19 protein-coding genes are annotated in these 22594 nt (G+C 54.9%); 1 reads left to right on the forward strand and 18 read right to left on the reverse strand.

All coding sequences use genetic code 11. From position 1 onward, the window contains the following. Window positions 1-32 precede the first annotated feature (32 nt). On the reverse strand, window positions 33-1346 hold the full coding sequence (locus tag J2Z70_RS01655; RefSeq protein WP_209868687.1) for a DUF3999 family protein: 1314 nt from the start codon (window positions 1344-1346) through the stop codon (window positions 33-35). Beyond that, a complete protein-coding gene (locus tag J2Z70_RS01660) occupies window positions 1312-3882 on the reverse strand; it encodes a DUF2339 domain-containing protein (protein ID WP_209868689.1) in 2571 nt (856 codons plus the stop codon). The genes J2Z70_RS01655 and J2Z70_RS01660 overlap by 35 nt, the downstream gene beginning before the upstream one ends. Before the next feature lie 184 nt (window positions 3883-4066). Here J2Z70_RS01660 and J2Z70_RS01665 point away from each other — a divergent pair, with 184 nt between their 5' ends. Next, a complete protein-coding gene (locus J2Z70_RS01665) occupies window positions 4067-5260 on the forward strand; it encodes a polysaccharide deacetylase family protein (protein WP_209868691.1) in 1194 nt (397 codons plus the stop codon). Here the strand turns inward: J2Z70_RS01665 and J2Z70_RS01670 are convergent. From J2Z70_RS01670 to J2Z70_RS01745, 16 genes are all read right to left on the reverse strand, one after another. After that, a complete protein-coding gene (locus J2Z70_RS01670; protein WP_209868693.1) occupies window positions 5250-6824 on the reverse strand; it encodes a sensor domain-containing diguanylate cyclase in 1575 nt (524 codons plus the stop codon). The genes J2Z70_RS01665 and J2Z70_RS01670 overlap by 11 nt on opposite strands. Window positions 6825-6996: 172 nt before the next feature. Then, window positions 6997-7245 carry a type B 50S ribosomal protein L31 gene (locus J2Z70_RS01675; protein ID WP_036722727.1) on the reverse strand — a complete coding sequence of 83 codons (249 nt, stop codon included), beginning with the start codon at window positions 7243-7245 and terminating at the stop codon, window positions 6997-6999. A 164-nt stretch (window positions 7246-7409) separates the two neighbouring features. Then, window positions 7410-8198 carry an SDR family oxidoreductase gene (locus J2Z70_RS01680; RefSeq protein WP_209868695.1) on the reverse strand — a complete coding sequence of 263 codons (789 nt, stop codon included), beginning with the start codon at window positions 8196-8198 and terminating at the stop codon, window positions 7410-7412. Between the two features lie 49 nt (window positions 8199-8247). Then, entirely contained in the window at window positions 8248-9102 is an 855-nt protein-coding gene (locus tag J2Z70_RS01685) for a diguanylate cyclase domain-containing protein (protein WP_076081509.1), read from the reverse strand. Beyond that, complete coding sequence (locus J2Z70_RS01690; RefSeq protein ID WP_209868697.1) at window positions 9099-11183, reverse strand: cellulose biosynthesis cyclic di-GMP-binding regulatory protein BcsB; 2085 nt, start codon at window positions 11181-11183, stop codon at window positions 9099-9101. The genes J2Z70_RS01685 and J2Z70_RS01690 overlap by 4 nt, the downstream gene beginning before the upstream one ends. Window positions 11184-11225: 42 nt before the next feature. Continuing rightward, complete coding sequence (locus tag J2Z70_RS01695) at window positions 11226-12476, reverse strand: glycosyltransferase family 2 protein (protein ID WP_209868699.1); 1251 nt, start codon at window positions 12474-12476, stop codon at window positions 11226-11228. Between the two features lie 34 nt (window positions 12477-12510). Then, complete coding sequence (locus J2Z70_RS01700) at window positions 12511-14067, reverse strand: hypothetical protein (protein ID WP_209868701.1); 1557 nt, start codon at window positions 14065-14067, stop codon at window positions 12511-12513. Beyond that, the gene (gene wsfD / locus J2Z70_RS01705; protein ID WP_209868703.1) at window positions 14064-15611 is read right to left on the reverse strand and encodes a glycan biosynthesis hexose transferase WsfD; all 1548 of its coding nucleotides are present in this window, start codon (window positions 15609-15611) and stop codon (window positions 14064-14066) included. Before wsfD ends, J2Z70_RS01700 begins: the two co-directional genes overlap by 4 nt. 23 nt (window positions 15612-15634) lie before the next feature. Next, window positions 15635-16795: a glycosyl hydrolase family 8 gene (locus J2Z70_RS01710; RefSeq protein ID WP_245367899.1), complete on the reverse strand. Its 1161-nt coding sequence runs from the start codon at window positions 16793-16795 to the stop codon at window positions 15635-15637. 190 nt (window positions 16796-16985) lie between these two features. Then, on the reverse strand, window positions 16986-18002 hold the full coding sequence (locus J2Z70_RS01715; protein WP_209868704.1) for a potassium channel family protein: 1017 nt from the start codon (window positions 18000-18002) through the stop codon (window positions 16986-16988). 100 nt (window positions 18003-18102) lie between these two features. After that, window positions 18103-18495 carry a DUF350 domain-containing protein gene (locus J2Z70_RS01720; RefSeq protein WP_036691943.1) on the reverse strand — a complete coding sequence of 131 codons (393 nt, stop codon included), beginning with the start codon at window positions 18493-18495 and terminating at the stop codon, window positions 18103-18105. Beyond that, on the reverse strand, window positions 18492-19145 hold the full coding sequence (locus tag J2Z70_RS01725; protein ID WP_209868705.1) for a hypothetical protein: 654 nt from the start codon (window positions 19143-19145) through the stop codon (window positions 18492-18494). Before J2Z70_RS01725 ends, J2Z70_RS01720 begins: the two co-directional genes overlap by 4 nt. Continuing rightward, on the reverse strand, window positions 19132-20355 hold the full coding sequence (locus J2Z70_RS01730; protein WP_209868706.1) for a glutathionylspermidine synthase family protein: 1224 nt from the start codon (window positions 20353-20355) through the stop codon (window positions 19132-19134). The genes J2Z70_RS01725 and J2Z70_RS01730 overlap by 14 nt, the downstream gene beginning before the upstream one ends. Then, entirely contained in the window at window positions 20352-21038 is a 687-nt protein-coding gene (locus J2Z70_RS01735) for a hypothetical protein (RefSeq protein WP_209868707.1), read from the reverse strand. Before J2Z70_RS01735 ends, J2Z70_RS01730 begins: the two co-directional genes overlap by 4 nt. A 29-nt stretch (window positions 21039-21067) precedes the next feature. Then, on the reverse strand, window positions 21068-21286 hold the full coding sequence (locus tag J2Z70_RS01740) for a hypothetical protein (RefSeq protein WP_209868708.1): 219 nt from the start codon (window positions 21284-21286) through the stop codon (window positions 21068-21070). A 146-nt stretch (window positions 21287-21432) separates the two neighbouring features. After that, entirely contained in the window at window positions 21433-22569 is a 1137-nt protein-coding gene (locus J2Z70_RS01745) for a response regulator (RefSeq protein ID WP_209868709.1), read from the reverse strand. Between the last annotated feature and the right edge of the window lie 25 nt (window positions 22570-22594).

The following is a 22594-nucleotide window of genomic DNA, read 5'->3' on the forward strand; positions in this document are numbered from 1 at the left end:
ATCCTTCTTTCTGCGGACTTATGCCGCATCTCCTATTTCGCCTGGCCCAGCTTGCGGGCTACGATAAGAATAAGCAATAGCGAGACCGCAATAATAATGGCATTGAAGCCCCAGCGGCCCTGAAGCCACCAGCTTGTGCCGGGCGGCTCTGCTGCCGTTACCGGTACCCGGGTCTCTGCGCCAAGCGCAGCCTGCACAAGCTTCTCCCCGCTGATCCGGTCTTTGAAATTAATAATATCATACTGCGGAGCGGTTGCCAGCGTGTTGCCATAGCGCAAGGAATACGGCGTCTTCTCCCCTCCCGCAAATACAAGCCGGTCTACCAGATATTCGATCTTAAGGTCCGTGATGGAGATGGGGGCATCGTCCAGATTGTAGATAACCACCCGCAGGGAATCAGAAGAGGCTGGCGTAACCGGCTGAATCTCCGTCCTGGAGATCCGGGTATCCTTGAAATCCAGCCGGTACAGCTCCCCGCTTCCGGTGACCGGGAGCTTGCTCCCGGCGCTATCATACAACTCATAGCGCCGCAGGAAATTCCCGGTGCTGCCGAGCATCACCTTCCCAATCTTCAGCCGGTCCGTGTTGCTTATTATGATCTCGGTACGGTTCTCCACCTGCGTAATCTCCGTCTGCGGTGTCTTCTGCCGCATGAATGCAGCCGTGCTCCACTCCCGGCTGCTGTCCACCAGCGTCAGGCCGGGGAACTCCAGCCCCTCCGGGTTGTTCTTCACTACAAGCCGGTAATAGCCGAACTTGTAGCTGCGCTCCAGCGTAATGCTATCCGCACTTAACCCGTTCGTGGCATACAGATCCCCTGTACCAAGCTGCTCCCAGGCCTGCCCGTCATAGCCGCCCCACACCTCCACATGCTTCAGGAAGGATTCTGCGGGCAATTCGAACACCAGTCGGTTCCCCTGAATATCGACATGCTCGGCAAGCGGCTTAATCTGATAATCCAACAGAGTATCCGTCCCTTTCACTGCCTTGTGGATCAGAGCTGAGGAGTAGACCGCACTATGCTCCTCCACCTTCTCTGCTCCGCTCTCCATATAATAGGGAACCGGAGCGCCGGTGCTGTCCTGTATACGCAGATCGCGCAAGTCCTCTGCCGCCGAGCGGTACACCGCTTCATCCAGATACAATTCATAGTACGGAACCGCCTCCGGGACGGAGATTTCACGTGAGAACTTCCATTGCCCGCCGCCCGTCTTCTCCGCTTCGCCGGATGCCGCTGCTGCACTGTGCGCCGGGAAAGCGGCGGGACCCAGCACAAGTCCGCCCAATACAGCGAGCAGCACAGCCGCCACTCTAGCTCTCTGTCCTGTCTTTCTCTTCGAGTGCATAAGCTTCCTCCATTCTGACCGATATCCGCTGGTAGAGGTAGGATATTCCCAGCAGGCAGAGTCCGAAGCTGAAATACGCGATGATCTTGCTGCCGGTGTTCAGCAGGGTCAAATCATAGAGCAGCAGCTTGCCGGTTGCCAGCAGGGATAGCGCCAGTCCGAAGCGGCGGATATAGAGGTATCTTTTCCAGAAGCCATACATAATGAACATCACGGCCAGCAGCAGATAGAGCAGACTAAAGGCCAGCCCGCCGTCACGCACCTGCATCTGCACCCCCAGGAACGCCGTAACCATCACCAGAAGATAGATGCCCATAGCTACCGGGTACAGCTCTATATTCTTGTAATCACGCAGCAGCGTTGTCCGCAACAGCCTTGCACTGCTGAACCATACGAACACATTGAACAGAACAAGCAGACCCAGCGCCACAACATCTGCGGCAGTGCTGCCGGACCATCCTTCCGGAAGACTGGGCAGACCGAACGTGATGCCGATACAGACCGCATAGGCGATCCCGTGCAGCACCAGTATCATGATGCCGACCACCTTGTCATACAGAACGTTCACCTTCGGCAGCGCATAAGCGAGTCCAGAGGTAAGCAGACCTGCCAGCAGCAGCTTGTAAAAGGCATTGTGCGCCATATCCCCCGGCACCATCCAGTCATACAGGCGCAAGGCTTCATACACCACATACCCGTAGAAATTGACGATAGCCGCATATTTGAACCAGACGGTAGCCTGCACCTCCGCAGGTGTGCTGCGGAGCAGCGTCTCCTGATTCGAATAACGGATGGCATACAATAAGGCTACAATCACCATACCCGCGGTAATAAATGTATACTTCAGATCGAAATAGGAGTTCGTGTAGTAGATTACCGCATTATAATCCGAGAGCTGCAGCAGAACGTCGAATCCGAAGAAGGTTAGCAGACAGAGGGAAAGGATGCCCCAGCCTGCACGTTCTACCATTTTGAAGCGGTACAAATGTCCGTAGACCGTAAGCGCCACGCCTTCCACCAGCCAGCCGATGGACCACCAGGCCGCTCCCAGCTGGAACGGAATCATCAGAATGGCGAAGGTCAGTGAGGTGACATAGAACAGCAGACGGCTCTCGCGTTCCTGCGGCATCTGTTTCTCCAGAAGGACACCAAGCCCCAGATACATGAGGCAGAAGGCCAGCGCCAGCGCGCCTGTGAAATCATCCAGCCCGGCATTCAGGAACAGAAGATACAGTGTCATGCAGCTAACGAGCGTGTTACAGCCCAGCAGGCCGAAGTCCAGCCAGTTAAGCTTCGTCTTGAACTTGAACGGATACCAGAGTGTAATCCCCAGATACATGGCGAAGGTCAGCACAGTGCAGAGAATGCCCGCAGCGTAGCTGTCTGCCAGATAAATCAGCACCAGGATAGACGGCGTGTTGAACAGGAAGCTGATGTAATTGACAACCACCCAGCGCTTGCGCAGAGAGATCAGCAGAATCAGCAGGTTCAGCACAAACAGATACCCCATCGCCGCATACACTGCACTGCCCTCCAGCCCGAAGGCTCCCATATAAGAGAAGAGCGGCAGATAACCCCCTACAAGCCCCATAGAACAGATCGTCCTTGACTCATAGCGCAGCGACAGCAGCACAGCGGACAGCGTGACCAGCACCGACAGGCCGATCCCGGCCCATAACCCGATAATCTCCAGCAGAAAATAACTGTAAAATATCGAGCCGTACAGCACCGACACCCCGCCGCCAATCAGACCCAGTGCGAAGGCTCCCCGCCCCTTGCGGAACAGCCACTCCCCGCCCGCCAGCATGACTGCCCCCAGCAGGAAGAAGGCACTGCCCTTCATATAATCATTGAACCAGGTGGAGTAGGTGTATCTGAACCCGGCGCCCACTGCCAGGATCAGCAGCAGAATCCCCAGGCGGTTGATCCAATTCAGACCGATCTTCATTTCGATCCGGTTCTGCTTGCGGCGGCGCAGCAGGGTCTCCTCATCAACCCCTTCAGCAGCCAAATCATCCAGCCCGCTGTCCATCGTCCCCCTGAGCGAACGCTCTGCTTCCCGCTGCCATTGCCTGCGCAGCAGGATACTCTCATTCAGCTTCGCCTGCACCTCATCCAATATATAAGTGATCTGGGTCTTCTCCTGGCCCAGCTCGCGGGCCCCGATATTGTACATCTCCTCTATCCGCCGCTTGGCGTCCTGCTCGAAGGACGTCAACCGGTCGAGGTACGCATGATCCCGTGAGGCAAAATAAGTCTGCAGCTTCTGCCGCGATACCCGCAGAATACCCAGCTTCTCATCCAGAATCTGCTCCGCCAGCGCAGTCCGCAGCTCCGAGTTGTCGCGCTCAAGCCTCGCGGCCTGCGCCTTCAGCTCCGCCAGGCTCTGCCTGTTTGCCCCATTTTCCCGTCTTAACACTTCGTTCTCGCGGACGAGATCACTGCTCTCGTATTCTTCAATTAAAGACTGATATGCCTTCAAAAGCCCGTCCTGCTGCTGCTGCACAGCCCTCATCCGATCTCTGAAATCCTCCATAGCCGCCCCCCAGTATCTGCTAATCGGCAAATTGTTAATATATTGATATTACTATATTTCTAATTACCACCACAGACCTTACAAAAACCACACCGCTTAGTTAAGATCCTGTCACATTTTTGTCTTGGCAGACGTTATAGGTTTATTATTATCTTAATATTCGAGAGATGGGGAGAATCGGACATTGAAACTGAACCTGCACAAACCGCAAACACGTTATATCCTCATCCTGCTGCTGCTGGTGGTGGTCTTCCTGCCTGTGCCTTTTAGACATAAAGCAATGACCAAGCTGAGCATTACCGGCCTTGATGGAGTCGAATTCAAGACAGATGCCTATGCACTGACAGCGGATCATAAGCTGATGGTGGATAAAGACCTCGCTGAACGTATTCTTAATGCGCGTATTGGCTGGGAAAAGGAGGCTCCGCTCCCCAAGGGTGTGTACTATAAGGATCATGTGGCGGTACTCATGTATCACCATCTGGCGGAAACGCCGTTAACGCTCTATCCCGGCGTATTACCCGCCGCACAGTTCGATGAGCAGATGCAGCTCCTGAAGCAGGAGGGCTTCCATGTCATTACGATGAAGCAATACCGCGAATTCATGCTGGACCGCGCGCCGGTTCCCGATAATGCAGTTCTATTGACGTTCGATGACGGCTATGAGAGCTTTTATAAGCTGGCGTTTCCCATTCTGCAAAAGTACGGCTACACCGCAGTGAACTTCATCATTGTCTCCGATGTGGATCACCCTAGTAAGCATCAGGTGCCCAAGCTGACCTGGGAGCAGATGCGGGAGATGAAGCGCGCCGGAATGGGCTTTTATAATCATACGTATAATTTGCATTATTATGCAGTGGTCGATGCAGAGGGCGGCACCCGCCCGGCGGCAAGCTCCCTGCTGTACATTCATGATGAGAACCGGAATGAACTGAATGAAGAATACTACAGAAGAGTAACCGGGGACCTGGCTCATGCAGAGCGCAGGCTGAAAGAAGAATTGGGCAACACGGATTCGGCTATAGCGTTCCCTTACGGTTCCTATAACGATAAGCTGCTGGAAATCTGCGATTCACTCGGCATCCGTCTGAAATTCAATATCGGGCTGGGCCTGAGCTCCAGAACCACACTGAACGCTCCACGGATTAATGAAGGGAACCGGACACTTCCCCCGGCGCTGTCCATCCAGCAGCTGAAGCAATTCGAGCCGCCGATGATCCTGACCGTGAACGGGAAGAAGGTTCTCCTAACCGGAACTCCGCCGGAGCTGCGGAACGGAAAGGTCATGGTTCCGCTGGATGCGCTATGCTCCGAGCTAGGCGTAGCGATGCATTATGACCGCAGCAGCGCGGTCCTGAAGCTGACGCCTACCCCTTAGCCGCCTGACGCACCATAGGCTCACGGCCTAAGGTTACCCGGTTCTTCCCCGTGGCCTTGGACAGGTACAGCGCCTCGTCCGCCTCGCGGTACAGGTCCTCGAAGGTCACATCTGCCTGATCCGTAAAAGCGATGCCGATGCTCACCGTAAGCTGGATGTGATGCCCCCCGTCCAGCTCCACGATGTGCTCGCCCATAGCGGTACGGAAGCTCTCCGCCTCCTTCAAGGCTGCGGCTTCGCTGCCGGCGAAGAAGCAGACGGCGAACTCTTCGCCGCCTACGCGCCCGGCAATTCCTTTGTCATGATATACCTGCATAATCTTGCCCGACAAATCCACCAGTGCCTGATCACCGGCCATGTGTCCGTATGTATCATTAATTAATTTGAAATCATCGATGTCGAACAGCAGCAAGGCCATGCCCGCGCCGATCTGTGCGGAGTAACTCTGCACCAGCCTCATGAAATGCCTGCGGTTGTACAGTCCGGTCAGATCATCCACCGTGGCCTGATGCAGCAGCTCCCGCTCATACCTCTTCTTCTCGCTAAGATCACTGAAGACCAGCAGCATTCCCGTACTCTTCGCCCGGACCTGCTCTGTGGCAATGAGCGCAACCCCATAGCAGGACCCGCTCCGGCCGGGAGGCTCGATTTCGAACTGTCCCTCCCTCCGCTGCGCATAACAGGCCGACAGCTGCCCGTGCTGCCTCAGCAGCGGCTGAATGCTTGTGCCCATCCAGGTCTCCGGCTTCTCCTCCAGCAGCTCGGAGAGCATAGCATCCGCCGCCTCATTGACATCCATTATGTAATCGTAGCGGTCTGTCAGGACGATGCCGTCCTTCATATTCTCGAAGATTTTATTCTTAGCCAGCGGATATAAGGACAATCTGGGATCGCGGAACAAGGTGAGGTAAGCGGCCACGATGGGCGGCAGGTAAGTGAAGGCCGTGAAGCCTGTAATCGTAATCTGCAGCAGCGGAAGCAGGAACACCGACAGGACCGGGACCAACAGACTGAATAACAGCAGCGCATTATGGCGGAAATAATACTTAGGCCCATTCAGGAGAGAGATGGCCAGCAGATATACAGCATACAGTCCGAATAACTGATCGTACGCGATGAGGATCATGCTGAGCACCGTGGGCTTCACTTCGATTCCGGTAACACCGGCCACCGTAGCCAGTCCGACCTCGCTGCGCATCAGATGATGGTAAGAGTCGGTGAAGATCAGCAGCACATCCACCGCCACCGGGATACAAAAATAAATAAGCCTCTTGGACAAACCCTCAGAGGAACGGGATACATACTCTTTAATAACCGCATAGGTGAAGATCGCACTCAAAAAAAGCGGGCCCTGCTGCACATTCTTCCACCATAGCTTCGCCTCGAAGGAATCCGTTAGAATCTCTCCGGCCGTAGCCGCGAAGATCATGCTGACCAGCAGCATCAATATCCATAAATAGCATCTTCCTGGTGTATGACGGTGCTTGTAAGAACCGATGCCCATGTAGAGACTTAGAACGCTGCCCATTACCAAGTAAAACGGATAACCCTGCATCCACGGCATGTCATATTTCTCCTATTTTTGAGATTGCTTTGCCTTATTATATCCTACTCTTTCGCACAAATGAATCATTCTGCCAAAAAATACTACCGGTACCTAAGGTTCCGGACAAAACAAAAGAGGATACTCCTTCACCATCTGCATGGATGCGGGAATATCCTCTATAGCAATACCATTATTTCTTCTGAGCGAGACGTTGTTTGAACTTGTCAACGCGGCCGCCAGTTTCGGTATCTCTTTGTTTACCTGTGTAGAACGGGTGGGATGCAGAGCTGGAGTCTACACGGATCACCGGGTAAGAGTTGCCGTCTTCCCATTCCATAGTTTCACCGGATGACTTGGTGGATGAGCTAAGGAATTTGTAGCCTACGCTAGCATCGAAGAAAATAACCTGGTTGAACTTAGGGTGTATGCCTTGTTTCATTGTAGTAACCTCCTTTCCGTACGGATACAACTTATGAAGAATTATTGAAGCCATCTCTTGGTCTATTTAAAAATCCGGTTAGACAAAGGGAGATGCGTAAATCTTCCGATTTTTACACGCCATACTATCATACGTGAAATGAGCCGCTGAGTCAAGAGCCTGTCCTAGAGGGATTTCACCATTCCGCCGTCGATCAGCAGGGACTGTCCGGTAATATAAGTATTGGCAAAAGAACCGAGGAATACCGCCGCCTTGCCGAACTCCTCCGGCGTGCCGGTTCTTCCCAGCGGAATCGCCTTCAGGGCTTCCTCCTGAATCTGCGCAAGTGTGATGCCCTGCGCGTCCGCCCGCTTGCCGTCAAGCTGGAGGATCCGGTCTGTGCCGATCCGTCCGGGGGCCAGGCTGTTGATCAGGATGCCCTCCGGGGCAAGCTCTGTAGCCAGGCTCTTGTTCAGCGCGCTCACCCCTGCGCGGAACACATTCGAGAGAATCAGCCCTGCGATGGGCTGCTTGATCGAGACCGAGCTGATGCTGACGATCCGCCCTCCCCCTGCACTGCGCATATGCGGCAGCGCCTCGCGGATCAGGCGGACCGCGCTCATCAGCGTAAGCTCGAAGCCGCCGCTCCAGTCAGCGTCGGCCATATCCCCGAAGCTGCCGCCCGGAGGCCCGCCGGCGTTCGTGACAAGCACCTCCAGGCCGCCGCCGAATCCGGCAGCCATCCGCACCGCCCGCGCAATCTCCTCCGGGCGGGTCACATCCAGCTCCGCTACGGCGACCTCCTGTCCCGTAGCCTCACGGATCGCCTGCCGCGCCGTCTCCAGCTGCGGCAGGCTCCGGCTCGCAATCGTCACCCTTGCCCCTTCACGGGCATACTCCAGGGCGGTCGCCAGCCCCAACCCCTTACTCGCTGCCGCAACGAGCACCGATTTCCCCTCAAGACCCAAATCCATCGTCCAGTCCTCCTGTCAGATTGGTTGCAGGACTTCCTGCTCCCACTCATTATACATCGTATTCCAGTTCCTTTTTGGCCTGGACGATGAAATCCAGCGGATTCTCGATGGTGTCCGCCGCATATTCCACTGCACCGATCTTCAGCCCCAGGGTGACCTTATACTTGCCGGAGAACTCCGAGTCATTCAGTTCCTGCAGCCGCTGTTTGATCCGCTCAATGACAATCTTGGCCCCTTCCCGGTCCGTGAAGAGCAGAAGGCCCCAGGTAGCATCCTCCTTGTCCAGCAGATACAGCGCATCATTGGTACGAATGCTCGACTGGCTGAGCTGGGAGACATCATAGATGGCTTCGGACAGCTGCTCTTCCGGGATCAGGCGGCGGATTTCATTCCAGTACTTCACCTTCACCACAAGCAGCGTCAGCGGGATTTTATAACGGACCGAGATTCCGGTGAACAGGCTGGCGTCCTTCTGAAAAGAAATGCTGTTGCGCAGATCCGTATTCTCATCCACCGCAGCCAGATTATTCGTGCGCTTCAGCAGCCGTTCATTCTCCGCCTGCAGCTCACGGGTGCTTGAGGTGAAGACCCACAGCACCACCGTAAGCAGCGGGGTCATAATCAGCCAGAAATACGTCTCTACACCGATCGATGCGCCCTGCGATACCGTCTGATAGACCACGAAGAAGCCGTAGCCGAAGACAAACGCCAGATTCAGCGTCAGTCCCGCCGTGACCGTGGTGAAATACGTGACCAGCGCCAGGATGAACGATACATTCAGAATAATAATGTTCTGGACGTAGTTATCCGGTGAGCCCGCGATATATACGATGCAGGCGAAGATCAGAACCAGAAAGGCCAGGAAGCCCAGATCCGAGGTTAGACTGCTGCGGTTACGTCTCACGCTTGATCACCACGTTTCTTCTTATGTTTGCGCAGCATCAGAATCAGCGCCACGACCACCAGCGTCACGATCATCACCGCTGCGGTCACGAAGCCCAGTACATCGCTGCGCTCCATCACCCGCGAGACCAGAGAGTCCGGCTTAGCGCCGGAGACCGTCTTGAAGCGGTAGGCATTCACCGTGCCGTCCTTATCCGCCACAACGCCGTCACCGTACACCCTCCACCTGTCCTTCTCGCTCCCGATCAGCTTGGAGACTACGAAGTAGCTCTCAGAGCTGACCGCAGTGACCGCAAGCAGGCCGCGTCCGCTCTCGTAAGGGGATTCCAGGAGCTGGAGCGTGCCGATGGCGGCTCCGTACTGCTCGTCGAGGGCGATTTTCTCATTGGAGAGGAGGGTTGACCCGTCCTTGTTATACTTGAAAAAGAGCTTGCCGTTGTTGTCACGGATCACCTTATTATTCTTATAGCTCCCGATCGCAATAATATTGTTGTCCTTCAGGTTATCCGCTCCTGCGTTATCGCTGTAAAAGTGGACATCACCGGTATTTCCTCCGGCAAACTGCCCGAGCATATTGAAGACATTCCCGAGGCTCCGGTAGGTGTAATCATCCCTCTCCTTCGGCAGCACTACCGCCACACGGTTGAAGATGCCGTCCCGCAGGAACGGATACGGGTAATTGCTCAGCAGGAGGTCGGTGCGGTCCTTCGTGTTCAGGCGCATGAGCGATTCCTTGCTGATATAAGCCCACGGCATCTCCTCTTTGTTCGGAGTACAGAGCATGCTCGCAAGCTCCAGATCGAAAGCCACCGTCACGGTGAAGTTGCCGGAGATATTCAGACTCTGCGGCACATTCAGATTCAGCACATCACCGTTGGCCAGCTCCTTCGTCAGCTTCTTGCTGCCGATGGGCGTATTATTGATGCTCACCGTCACCAGGGAACGGTTGAAGTCCAGATTCGCCGCATACCGGAAATCCAGGCTGATTCTGCCGTCATCCGCAATGGAGCGGTTGGACGGGAGAGAGACGAAATACGTCTGCTCCTGATGGTTGGGCCCGGTGAGCTTGTCCCCCGTCTCCGTGAACGTAATGTTCGAGCTGATGGCCGGCGCAGGGTTCACTACATCGGTAGCATTAGTAACCACCTTCAGATCCTTGCGGAGCTGGCTCATCAGCTCCCGGCTTGCCATCAGCCGTCCGGCCTTGATCAGCAGGCTCTCGTCCCTCGAGGTCACCACCAGTGTAGGCAGGGAATCCTTGTTCACCAGCTGAATGACCGCATGGGTGCCGAGGTCGTCCGCCGTACTCACCAGCTTCTTTATTCGTTCCGGCAGATGATCATACGTAGCTACCAGCACTACTGCACTCTTGTCCTTGACGGTATCTTCGCGATAAGGCAGCAGCGGAATGGTTCTGTCGTTCAGCGTGTTGCCTTTGGCGAATCCCGAGAGGGCGTAGGTAGCACTTTCCAGCTCTGCCCCGCTGGCATTCTGCGGCACGGCGAGCAGGCTTTGTTCATTTTTTACCGTATCCATTCCTGAGAATCTGGCACTGAAATCCTGAATGCCTCCAGTAATGGGCTTCGGTGTATAATTCACAGCAATGTTCGAGGTGTTGAACAGATGCAGCCAGCTGTCCTGCATATCATCGATATTACACAGTTCATAGCCGCCCGTCGTAGTTCTTAAGCTCCCTTGTATCCGCAGCGTATTGCTGCCCTTAGTCAGGAAGCCTTTGGGCGCCTCCACACTCAGGCTCTGCTGCCCGTTATTGTCCAGGGACGGCCGGAAGGAATAGAACGGAATGCCGTTCAGCGACAGCGTTACGCTCGACAGCTTATCCTCACTGATCTGTGAGGTCTGGAATTGCAGATTGATCATCACTTGATCCACATTCCAGTAATCCATGACTGTGAAGAACTGCTGCTGGGAGCTGGAGCCCCTCAGCGAGACATCGCTGGTGAACAGCGTCTCATACGTTGCTCCCGTTTCACCGGGAAGCACCGCCGCCTGTGCCGCAGGGATTTGAACCAGGAAGAGGGAGAGGCAGAGCAGCACTGTTAGGATCTGTTTTTTCATCATGTTCCGTATCTCCTGACATCTTATTTCTGGACCTCCGGCGCACTAGTACCGCTCGGTTTTGTACCACTTGGCTTCCCGTTTGAAGATAACGTCTTTGAAATAGTTGTACAGCCCGTAAGCGGCCACTACCATCCAGAGCTGGCAATACGAGACGTACATCAGCAGAATAATCCACAGGTTCGACAGGCTCATCTCACCCTTCTCCGTGGTCAGGGTAACGAAGATCCCCACCACGAACAGCACAATAGCGAGCAGCCACAGGAAGCTGCTGAGCCCGGCGATCGTGGTATGTACATACCCCATGGCATGCAGCACGAGCAGAATATCCGAGGTGACCAGCGAGATCAGCAGGAGGAAGTAGATCGAGACATAATACAGAATATCGAAGCGGATCTTCGCCGCCTTCGGGTCGATGAGGAGCGGAAGGTTCTTCACAATGACATAGATATTGCCCTTCGCCCAGCGTGTCCGCTGCTTGAACCATACCTTCACCGTCTGCGGCTCCTGCTCCCAGGTGACCGACTTCGGCTGGAACTTGATCCGGTAGCCCATCATATAAATGCGGAAGCTGATCTCTGTATCCTCGGCAATTGCCTTCACATCCCAGCCGCCGATGCTCTCGACAATGGTCCGGCGCATAATGAAGTTCGTTCCCGGGATCGTACAGAGCTTGAACAGCTTCCAGCGCCCTGCTTGCGCCATCCACTGGAAGGACAGAGTCTCGATATTAATGAACCGGGTCAGCAGGCTGGCATCCCGGTTGCGGGTTCTGAACTTGCCGATAACCGCCCCCAGGGAGGCATCATTCATAATCTCTGCCACCAGGTATTTCAGCGCCGTGCGCTCCGGCGTATTGTCGGCATCATAGATCGCAATCAGCTCCCCGCTACTGCGGGTGAAGCCGATGTTGAGCGCATTGGATTTCCCTTTGCCGCCTGTGACGGCGTCCGTATTGATAATGATCAGCTTACGCTGCGGATTACGCTGCTGGATAGCATCCAGCAGCTCAGCGCTGTTGTCTGACGAATTATCATTGATGACGATAATCTCATACCGGTCATGCGGGTAATCCAGTGCCAGCAGGGATTCCACGGTTTTGCTGATGACGACCCCCTCATTGTGAGCAGGAACCATAATCGTCACCATGGGATGCTCCCCGGTAATCTCAGGCAGCGGTTCGTTTTCCGTTTGAATGTAGTACAGATACCCCGCTATAATCAGCATCACATTCACCAGCAGCAGGGACCAGATACAGATGACCGCGATCACCATCAATACGTCTGAGATCGTCATAGTATTCTCCTAAACTCGCTATATTTTTCCCGGATTACTTGTTTAAATATTTCCTGCGGTACATTCTGTAGCCGATAGTGAGCAGGCCGCCGAACAAGAGCAACGCAGCCAGGATCACGATGATGAAGAATTGATTCTGCACGCTGAACAGCCTGTTGAAGCTTGTCGCCTGCTTCTCCTTGTACTGGAAATCAACGGCGACCTTCTGCGGGGTATAATCGACATCCAGTGTGTTGCCATCCAAGCGGATCACCCCGTCAGCAGATTCAAGAGTGTGCTTATCCGTGCGGACCGTATGCGCCTCCTGCTTATAGTCTGCGAAGGTATACCATTCCGCATTCAGATTCTGCAGAAGTTCCTCCAGCCCGCGCTCATCCTCCGGCAGGTCCAGCGTCACCGCCGTATTCAGCGGAAGCTCCGGCATCGCCTTTCCTGTTCTGCCAACTCCCTGCAGCAGCGCCGGGGGCAGACTGTACAGAGAAGAAGAGAAGGCCGCTGAGGTGTCTGTCTGCTCCATATAATGGGTCTCTCCGTCCGGGAAGAGCAACGCCGAATTGAAGAACCCCATGCCTGCGGCCGAATACTCCTTGTCATACGTCCAGTAGCTCTCGGCAGCAACGCCGAGCGGTGCCACGCCCCCCTCCGCCAGCACATTAATGAACTGATTCATCTTCCCGCGCAGGGACCGGTCATTCGAATTAATCGGCGGTCTGACTGCGGGGGCATTGACCACGATGCTGCCGTTGCGGGACTGCACAGCTCTGAGCGCCTCCAGATACCGCTTCATAGCGGGGAAATCCGTATTCGCGAATACCGGACGGACACTGGCGATGAAGGGAATACCGCTTCTATACAGGCGGTCTGCCATCTGCTCCAGCAGATTCAGATCCGAGAAGGGATAGATCTCCTTGATGACCAGATACATCTGCGGCTGTGCGGTATAGTGCAGCCAATCCTTCAGCACATAGGCCGCAGCTATGGCTGTGAAATCGCCCTGCTTCAGATAAGGCAGGTAAGCGGAGCGGCCGCTGCTTACCGCAAACGGCACCTGTGCTCCCGCATCCGATGAGGACCACGTTCCATAAGAACGCCCAGCATCGGAAGCTGTTATATAAGGCATCCCTTCGACCTCCACCGGGATTCCGGTGAATCCGCCGATGGAGAGGCTTGCGCCCGCTCTATGCCATACCCCGGTCTTCAGCCGCAGCGTCTGCTGCATCCGGGCAGGCGGTCTATATCCAACATGCAGCATAGCGCCCTTATACCCGGCTGCTTCCTGAAGGTAGGCTTGATTCGTAATCTCAAGCTCATCATTGTTAATCACAGTGATCACGCCGGAATAGCCCTTCATGCCGCCCGGCTCATAAGAGGAAATAGGCTTCAGCGTGACCTGTGCGCTGTAGGCGGCAAGCAGCCGTTGCAGCTCGGCCACATTCCCCTGCTGGCCTGAATTCTTCGCCAGACTGTCGAACAGCAGCAGAATCCGCTGCGCCGGAGCCGGAGAAGCGGCAGCGGATGCCGGACCGGCAGACGGCAGCAGATCGCCCGCCAATACAATGAACAGCAGAATGACGATTCCTCTGCGTCTCACATGCCCACCCCTTTATTCAGTGCCGGATATTCCTTGAGCGGCCGTGCAGACGGCGCAGACGGCACCGATCTGCGTGATGAGATTCCGCGGCCGATTACGCTCGCAGCCGTCTGGAAGATGATCAGGTCGAAGGCCAGGGTGAACAGGAATTCATGCTTGGCAATATCCGCGTCACCCGCCCCGATAATAGAGACTACGATACCCGACAGTCCGACCAGCATCGTTGCCAGAATCACCAGCAGACGCTGCATCCCCCGGAAATCCCGGGTACGGATGGACCGGACGAACGATGGCATATAGACCCCTATCGTTACGGCCATCCAGAGAAGAATGAAGGCGAAGGGACGAGGCGCCAGCTTCTCCTTAAGTGTGCTGTACAAGCTGAAGAAATGACTCTGCGCCCGGAACTCCTTGCCTGCGGACTGCTCATAGTTCCCCATAGCCGCCGGCTTAATTTTATAGGCACTCTCAGCAGCCGTATCCAGGATTGAGCCCAGCTCATTCGGGTGAGAAGCATAATAGGTCAGAATGGAGACGAAGCCGTAACGGCTGTAGAAATTTTTATCCAGCAGCTCGGATTTCACATCCACCGTCCCGTATTGGTCATAGTACGTATTCTCTTTGAGAATCGCGTACTGTTCATTGATCCCGAAGGAACCGAGCGCGGTCTCCGGATTCTTGGATTCCATCAGCACCCCGCGCGTCATCGCATGATACTGGTTAATATTCACGAACTCTTTGGAGATATTAAGATACGTTGCAATTCCGGCGAACATCATCAGACCGGCCGACAGCAGCGTGACCCAGCGGAACAGCTTGTCCCGGCGGATCAGCACCAGCGGAATCGAGAGCAGGGAAATGACCATCCCCACCGGAGCATTCTGCTGCTTGGAGGTGGTCAGGATCAGGGTACTGATCAGCAGGATCGCCAGCATGGCATAATCGTTGTATCTCTTCCGGTACAGCAGCAGCCAGGAGGCGAACACCAGAATCATGGTCACCATCACCAGGCTCTCGCCGAAGAAGGAGCTGAAGTAGTTGGTGTAGCCTGTATCCCCGAAAATGAAGACCGCAAGCGCCGCGACTGCCATCCCCCGCTTTGGTGACATTTTCAGCGTGATCGCTTCAACCAGCAAGTACACTGCGGCAACATACAGCAAGGTGTAGATTGCAGCCTGGAAGCGGATATCGAAGACCTCGCGGCTGAAAAACAGCTTGTTGACGAATATCGCCAGCTTGATAAACAGGGACTGGGAGGAGACCACCATCGTGCTGTTCTCGTTGAAATATTGAAAGATTCCGAACTGCTTCACGAAATAGCCGAAGTACTGGCTGTCATAGTCCGGAGCATTGAAATAAAGGCCGTTGCTATAGATAATCCGGTAAAAGTCTCCATTATCCGCCATGCCGATATAAGGGGAGGTAAACAGCGAAATAGCCGTCACCAGCAGCACGCAGAACGCGGCGGCAAAGGCCGGAGTAATCCGAAAGCCAGCCAACGTGATACCGGGCCGGGTCGATGTAAGCTCTAGGTTGTTTATCATTCCGATTCCCCTTTTTGGTTATATTATGGAGCCTTATAGGAGTAAGCCAGCAGTGCCATCAGGTTGTCAAAAGAGTAGGCCTGCCCGGAGGCAGGATCACCGAAGCCGCCATATAGCGAACTCAGAGGATCTGTCACCCTGAATTCATTCATCCGGTCCATACTGGACTGATAGAGCTCACCATCCTCCAACACAGCTCCAATCATGGCTGTGAGCGCGTAGACCGCTGTTGAACGAATATCATTAGCCGGCTTGCCCTCACGTGTATATTGTCCGAACAAGGTTCCCGCTGCGACCTGAGCTTTGATGTAGCTGATGCTTGCCGGCCGCTCGCGGCCGATCTCTGCCAGATGAAGAATTGTCAGCAGAGATTCTACCGAGTTGATGCCTTCAGAGCTGTACTGTCCGTTCTTGTAATCGAAGCGGGTCTCATAGAATGGAAAAGAATCGGACAAATATCCTTCCTCCAAAATACCGCTCATATTCTTCAACAAATTCTCTTGTAATTCGCTAGATATCGACAATTTCTGCAATACACTCAGATCAATATAACACAAAGTTACGAATCCGTTGACCATTTTCAAATAATTGTCATAGATGTCATAAATGTAACCTTTTTTAGTGTTGTTTTTATAGAAACGTTCTCCATATTTATCGGCTTCTCTGGTATATTCCGGCTGGTTAAATGCCTGCCCCGCCTCATATAGCGCTCCGATCATCCGCAGGTCATCCACCGCTGCATTCACGGGGTAACGCTTCTGCTGCCTGGGACTGTAGCGGTAGCTGAAGCCGCCCTCCATATCGAAGATTCTGCGGGCCGTCTTCCACTGCCGGTCGAACAGCTCCTGATTGCGGGTCCGGACCGCAGTCTCCATCAGGAGAGAAGCGGACTCGCTCAGAATCTCATGACCGGTAGCCACCTCTGCCGATTCAGAGGTTTCCTTCAGATTCGTATATACCCCGTCGGGTCCTGTAAGCTGCGTATTTATGAAATGGTATAATTCCTGCTGTTCCAGTGTAGGCTCAAGCTGCGGCGCTTCATCCGGCCGTGTAGTCCCTGCGGGAGAGACCGCCGGAGTATAGACGGGAGAGGATGGCGCCGGTCCGGCCTGATTGCCGCCGCAGGAGGTTAGCAGGAGCAGCGACATCCCCAGAACAGCAGCCTTGCTATATCTGCTTTCCAATCGATCACATCCTTAAATGACAACTACCAATTGATCCATACTAATATAACGGTAATTATTGTCACATTATTTACTGTTTGTCCGAACATTATGTGTCGCCTTCACATATTTCTCCTTTTCCGCCAAAAAAAAAGAGCCGCTCCAGGTCTTAACGACCGGAACAGCTCTTATGAATGCTTAGGTATTATCTCTAGCTCTCTTTAATTCTCCGGTACGTGGCCTCATCGGCGACGATGTAGAGTCTGGCGTCTGCCGGAATCGGCCGGTCAAGCTTGCGGTTAATGCCCAGGTCGCCCCGGTCGGACAGCAGAGTCGCCCCCTGGCGCAGCAGATCCTGAAAGGCCTCCCCATAGGTTGTCCAGCCGCTGCGGCGGGGAATCTCATAGATATCATCCCCGTGCTCGCGGCTGAGCAGCTGGGTGATCACCTCAGAATTGCCCTCCTGCAGCGCAGAGCGTACCGCCAGTCTGGAGATCGCATCATGGGAGAGCACGAACTCGTTCACCTGCACATGCTTGAAGTTCTTAATGTTCTTCTCCTGCATAATTTCTACGGTAGTATGTACCTGCGGAGCAATCCGCTCAATGCTGGAAGCAATCAGCAGCGACTTGCCGTCGCTTAAGGAAGCTTCGTCGATCCGGGTGTCGCTGAACACAATCGCTGCTCTGGCACTCCCGATATTCGCCTTCAGCAGAATGTCATCGCTTGCCGCATCGCCGCTGATGAAGTGGACCTGCTCCATGGCTTCCAGCGGATGCCGTCCGTTCTCATCGATAATGACCACTTTGCATTCCCTGTCGTAACACAGAATCTCATCTACTGCCGCCTGTGTCTTGCGGCTCCAGTTAATCAGCACGACATGATGTTGTCCGTGAAAGGTCAACGTTCCGGCTCCTCTCCTGCGCTGCATCTCGCCCATGGCCTCAACAACCTTGCCGATCACCAGACTGAGCAGACCGATGCCAAAGATATATAAGAAAATCGTAAACACCTTGCCGGTGACGGTAGCGGCAAAGTAATCGCCATACCCGACGGTAGCCATGGTGGTCATCACCCAATAAAAGGCGTTGAACCAGCTATGAAACGTGTCCGGCTCCAGCAGGAAGGCGATGGTTGCGCTGAGAAGAATGAAGGCCAGAATAATAAAGGCAATGGACTTCTTCTTGAGATGAAGCAGCTTGCCGGATAATTGGATTAGAAAATGCAATGCTCATCCCTGCCTCCCGGGTGAATTGAGCCGGCGGGCAGCAGCCTGCGCCGAGTCCCTTGCGGGGCACAGCCGCCGCCCGCCTGCCAATCGAGTCTACCTAAATAATCAGACTGCTGACCGCAAAGGCCGTCCCGATGAACACCATGCAGAGCATGACGCCGACCGCAACATTCCCCTTCTCCAGCTGCTCTGAAATCCGGAAGCCGGGAGTGAACAGCTCGAAGATCCAGTAAGAAGCGATCAGGCAGACATATCCCACCGCGAACCAGAGCATCATGAACCAGATGGAGGTATTGGTGTAGGCGGCCACACCAAGAATGACCGCCGTCGCCAGGAACTTGCCGCCGAACGCCAGCGCTACCGCAACATTCCCCTTCTTCAGCTCCTCCATATCCTTGAAGGGCGTCATGAGCGCGAAGATTACCATACCCAGCACTTGAAGCAGAACAATGGTCAGAATACTGACCACCAGATTAATTACGATCGTCATTTAGCCCACCCCCGAAATTTCGCATAGGCCGAATCATAGTCGGCGAAATCATGTACTTCCTCCAGCACCACTGAGACTTTCTTCTGCTTCTCCAGCGCGGTATAGCGCTTGTCGTCAATCGGCTGCTTGATCCGGTTGCCGGAAGGCAGCTCCAGCACTGCGAAATTTCTGGTCTTGCTTTGGTATTCCGTCTTGTACACCCCAACCAGGTCCACATCCGTTGTGATGGATACCTTGAGATTAGCCAGATCCTCTGTGGCCGCCTTCTGGTCGGCGTAAGACTTAAGTGTCGTCCAGGCGGACAGCTTGATCTCATTCTTCTGGTCAGCGTCCGTTATCAGCTCGGCATCCATGAACTGGAGCGTCCAGACGGTGTCGCCTGTAGCATAATTCCCGTCGTTCGGGAGCAGCTCATTATCCGGCAATATAGTCATATCGCTGCCGACCAGATCGCCAACCTTGCCCTCCACCACCCGGTAATCCCAGGGTACACGCGATACACTATCCGACGTATCAGTGCCGGTATGAAATACACTGCCGCTGTTCGCTGAGCATGCACTCAGCACCATAACCGCCAGCAGCAGCACTGTAGTCAGCAGGGTGCCCCGGGCTCTGCGCCCGGCAGCATGCCCCTCTCTATCCTTGAACATCTTCAAGCCCCCTCACTCCTAGCGCGATAAAATGACTGGCATTGCCTGTAATCGGCCCGCCGGCCCGGCCAAGCAGCCCGCAGGGCGTTCCGTTAATGACGAACATGCCGGTCAGCAGGTGCAGCTCACCCTCCGCCGTCATGATCCGGGCCATTTCTGCCCTTTTCTGATAGACCACGGGGAAGAGCTGGCTGCTGTCGTAGCCCTCCTCGTCCTCAATCTCAAGCGCGCCGCTGTCATCAAAGATCCGAACAGATCCGCCTTCGCGGCCGAATACGGATTTGGATACAAAGCTCTCTGAGAACACCGCCTTATTGTACGTCGGCAGGATGTACCGGGAGATGGCCTCGCGTTCCGGCTCCGTGAACAGCAGGCCAAGCTCATACATTCCCCAGACAGCGGCCATCAGCCCCTTGGACTGGAGGATGATGCTATGCGGTCCGTTGAACAGCTGGAGCTTCCCGCTCTCAATGGCATAGGCCAGAGCCTCGCCGCCTTCATCTACGGCCATCCACTCCTTCGGATACAGCGCGAACATCCGCTCTATGATCCGGTTCTCCCCGTCCTTGACCACACCCTCATCAATCGACAAATCCAGGCAATCGACACAGCGGACATCCAGTCCGCTATGCGCGGCCAGAGCCTCAATCGTTCCGCTGTCCTCCTCATGGCTGCCATAATCCACACAGGCTACCGTGTCGGGGCGCTCCACGCCCCAGGCTGCGGCAAGCTGCTGCTTCATGGCCGCATTCACGCTTCCGACGCCTGCTTCCGCGCAGATCCACGGCGTTGCAATGGAGGCCTCCACATAGCCGGTCGGAGTATCCGCATTCAGCTCCAGCAGCTTAATCGTGCCATCCCCTGCCACGGCAAAATCGAACCGGGCATACCGGCTGATCAGTCCCGGCTCCGGCAATGGACAGTCATCCAGCATCTGCCATAGCACCGGAGGAATCCCCAGGAGATCGTACAGGTCATGTCTGAGATGGACATAACGCACGGCCTTATCCAGAATCGCCCAGAGCGCGGCGGCGGCTTCCTTCAATTCCTGATAGGTCTCGCTGCGCATCACAGCCACCGCATCCAGCCAGTATTCCTCGTCCTCCAGATCGGCCCAGGTGAAGCCCAGCTCATGCAGCCGCTCAACCCGGGGAGCGCGCTCCAGACCGGACTGGTCTATATATTCGAATGCCTGCTCCGCCCGGATCATCCTCCGAACCCGCTCTTGCCGGAGCGCACCGAGCTTTTGCCCGAGCTTTTACTGGAGCCGGATTTGGATTTGCTCGAACCCAGCCCGCTGGAGGTACCGCCGATGCCGCCCGATTTGGAAGAGGTATTCCTTCTGGTAATGGAGCCGGTGGATGAAGTTGAGGTCTTCGGCTTCACCACCGAGCCGGCCACCGGCTTGTTCTGGAATCGTCCGCTATTATAGGAGGGCGGCTTATAGGTATTGCGTGTACCTCCATAATAAGTAGGCCGGTCATTGTACCAGCCTCTGGAAGAGTAGAACGAACCGCTATTGAAAAGCATGTGGTACAGAAGCACATCATCCCAGCCGAACCCTGAGTTATACCCGCCGTAGTTGTTAATTACTGTCGTGCCGCCGGAGGTTACAGCCCCCTGCCCTTCCTGGACCTTCTCTTCCTGGTCTTCCGGATATGGAATACTCCAGTCTACATTCTTGTCGAAATATTGCTTAACCTCCTCGGTAGACCAGGAGACCAGCTTAGGCTCCTCGCCGCCTGTGCCGCTTGCGCCTGCGCCTCCCGGAATAAATAAAGCGTTAGCCAGCAGCGCAATGCCGAGCGAGGTGGATAATACGCGGACCGGTTTGCCGTCCGGCGTGAACAGCCTGCTGATTGCGGGTTCTTTAGCATCTTCGTCTTTTGCCAACTTGGGGCCTCCTTTCCTGGTATTCATCCTTAACCTTCTGTACGCATAGGAACCAGCAGAAGCTCCAGCTTCCCATCATCCACATTCAGCCTTCCCTCTACCGCCTCGAATTCGCGGCCGCCAACGACAATATAATTGACATGCTCCAGCGCTGTAACCATATTCATGCTCCAGACGCGCTCTTCAATCATTTGCAGGTCGCCTTCAGGCAGCTTCTCGAACAGGATGACCTTCAACCCGTTATCCATTCCCACTCCATCTCCTCTTGAATATTCGTATGCTTCTGATACGCTGTCATTACGCTTTCGTTTCAACTCCCGCAGCCTTGAATATGTATACCACAGCATATAAATAATAATGACAACAAGCAGTTTTGCAGTGGCCGGCTACGGACTTACAATACCTTCTGGACCCAGCTGTCCATGACCTGGTCAGGGCGGATGCCCAGCTCATTCTCCAGGAGCTCCTTGTATTTATCGTAGTGTGTCCTGAATCCGATGAAATCCCCCAGGTCGGCGTAACTTCGCAGGATCAGCCTGCAGAGCTGGTCGGAATAAGGATCGGCTGCCTGCAGATCCAGCAGCCGCTCCAGCGCCAGCCGGGGACGCCCGGAGGACAGCTCATATTCGGCGGAATGCAGCGCCATGCGGATATACCGGACCTGCAGCTCCTTGCGCCGGATCTCTGCCCAGTCGTAATGATGCTCCTGCAGGTAGTCTCCACGGTACAGCTTCAATATCTTTTCCCGGCGCAGCCATTCCTCTTCTGACTCCACAGGTGTACCGGCATAGCCCAGCTCGAACTCCTCCACATCCAGCAGCACCTGCTCCTTGGTCAGCCTGTACCGTTCCTGCGAGAATTCGACGAGCACCTCCATGTCCCAAGCCTTCAGAAGCTTGCGGATATGGTATACCGTGGTATGCAGGTTCGTTACGGCCTTCTCGGGCTTGAAATCGGGCCAGACGAGATCCACAATGGTGTCCTTGAGTATCCACTGGCCGCGGTTATGCAGCAGCAGGGCGAAGACCTCCTGCGCCTTGCTTGTTCTCCACTGCATTTTGCGCCCCGGCTCCGTGCTGTCTGTGAATTCAAGCCGGTGGAAGCAGAGGATTGACAGCTCCTTGACAGGCGCCGCAGACGCCGGTGCAGGCGGCATCTTCACTTCAGCGCTCTCCTTGCCGACTTCCAGACGCTCAAGGGTTTTGTTTAACCGCTGGGAGGTCACCGGCTTCAGCAAATAATCCGCTGCATTGAGTTCAAAGGCTTCGATCGCATACTCGCTGTATGCGGTAATATAGACAATCCGGGTGTTCCGGTCCATACCGGCAATGTATTCACCTGCTTCCAGCCCGTTCATCTCCGGCATCCCGATATCCAGGAATACAATATCCGCCTTCTCCCGTTCCAGATGCGCAAGTCCCAGGCGTGCCGAGGTGAATTTCCCGGTGATTGTAAGACGCCCATCCTTCAGGAGCATACGCTCCAGATGCTGCAGCGCCGGCTTCTCATCGTCAATCAATATGGCCTTCATCAGTCGGACTCACCTCCTCTTCGTT

It is taken from the genome of Paenibacillus silagei, assembly GCF_017874735.1.
Taxonomy (GTDB): Bacteria; Bacillota; Bacilli; order Paenibacillales; family Paenibacillaceae; genus Paenibacillus_AQ; species Paenibacillus_AQ silagei.

Excerpts from the sequence above, each read along its gene's own strand:
- J2Z70_RS01655 (WP_209868687.1), bottom strand. The coding sequence starts at position 1,346 with ATGCACTCGAAGAGAAAGACAGGACAGAGAGCTAGAGTGGCGGCTGTG.
- J2Z70_RS01680 (WP_209868695.1), bottom strand. The coding sequence starts at position 8,198 with ATGGATTTGGGTCTTGAGGGGAAATCGGTGCTCGTTGCGGCAGCGAGT.
- J2Z70_RS01725 (WP_209868705.1), bottom strand. The coding sequence starts at position 19,145 with ATGTTCAAGGATAGAGAGGGGCATGCTGCCGGGCGCAGAGCCCGGGGC.
- J2Z70_RS01730 (WP_209868706.1), bottom strand. The coding sequence starts at position 20,355 with ATGATCCGGGCGGAGCAGGCATTCGAATATATAGACCAGTCCGGTCTG.
- J2Z70_RS01660 (WP_209868689.1), bottom strand. The coding sequence starts at position 3,882 with ATGGAGGATTTCAGAGATCGGATGAGGGCTGTGCAGCAGCAGCAGGAC.
- J2Z70_RS01745 (WP_209868709.1), bottom strand. The coding sequence starts at position 22,569 with ATGAAGGCCATATTGATTGACGATGAGAAGCCGGCGCTGCAGCATCTG.
- J2Z70_RS01740 (WP_209868708.1), bottom strand. The coding sequence starts at position 21,286 with ATGGATAACGGGTTGAAGGTCATCCTGTTCGAGAAGCTGCCTGAAGGC.
- J2Z70_RS01690 (WP_209868697.1), bottom strand. The coding sequence starts at position 11,183 with ATGATGAAAAAACAGATCCTAACAGTGCTGCTCTGCCTCTCCCTCTTC.
- wsfD (WP_209868703.1), bottom strand. The coding sequence starts at position 15,611 with ATGATAAACAACCTAGAGCTTACATCGACCCGGCCCGGTATCACGTTG.
- J2Z70_RS01720 (WP_036691943.1), bottom strand. The coding sequence starts at position 18,495 with ATGACGATCGTAATTAATCTGGTGGTCAGTATTCTGACCATTGTTCTG.
- J2Z70_RS01675 (WP_036722727.1), bottom strand. The coding sequence starts at position 7,245 with ATGAAACAAGGCATACACCCTAAGTTCAACCAGGTTATTTTCTTCGAT.
- J2Z70_RS01695 (WP_209868699.1), bottom strand. The coding sequence starts at position 12,476 with ATGACGATCTCAGACGTATTGATGGTGATCGCGGTCATCTGTATCTGG.
- J2Z70_RS01670 (WP_209868693.1), bottom strand. The coding sequence starts at position 6,824 with ATGCCGTGGATGCAGGGTTATCCGTTTTACTTGGTAATGGGCAGCGTT.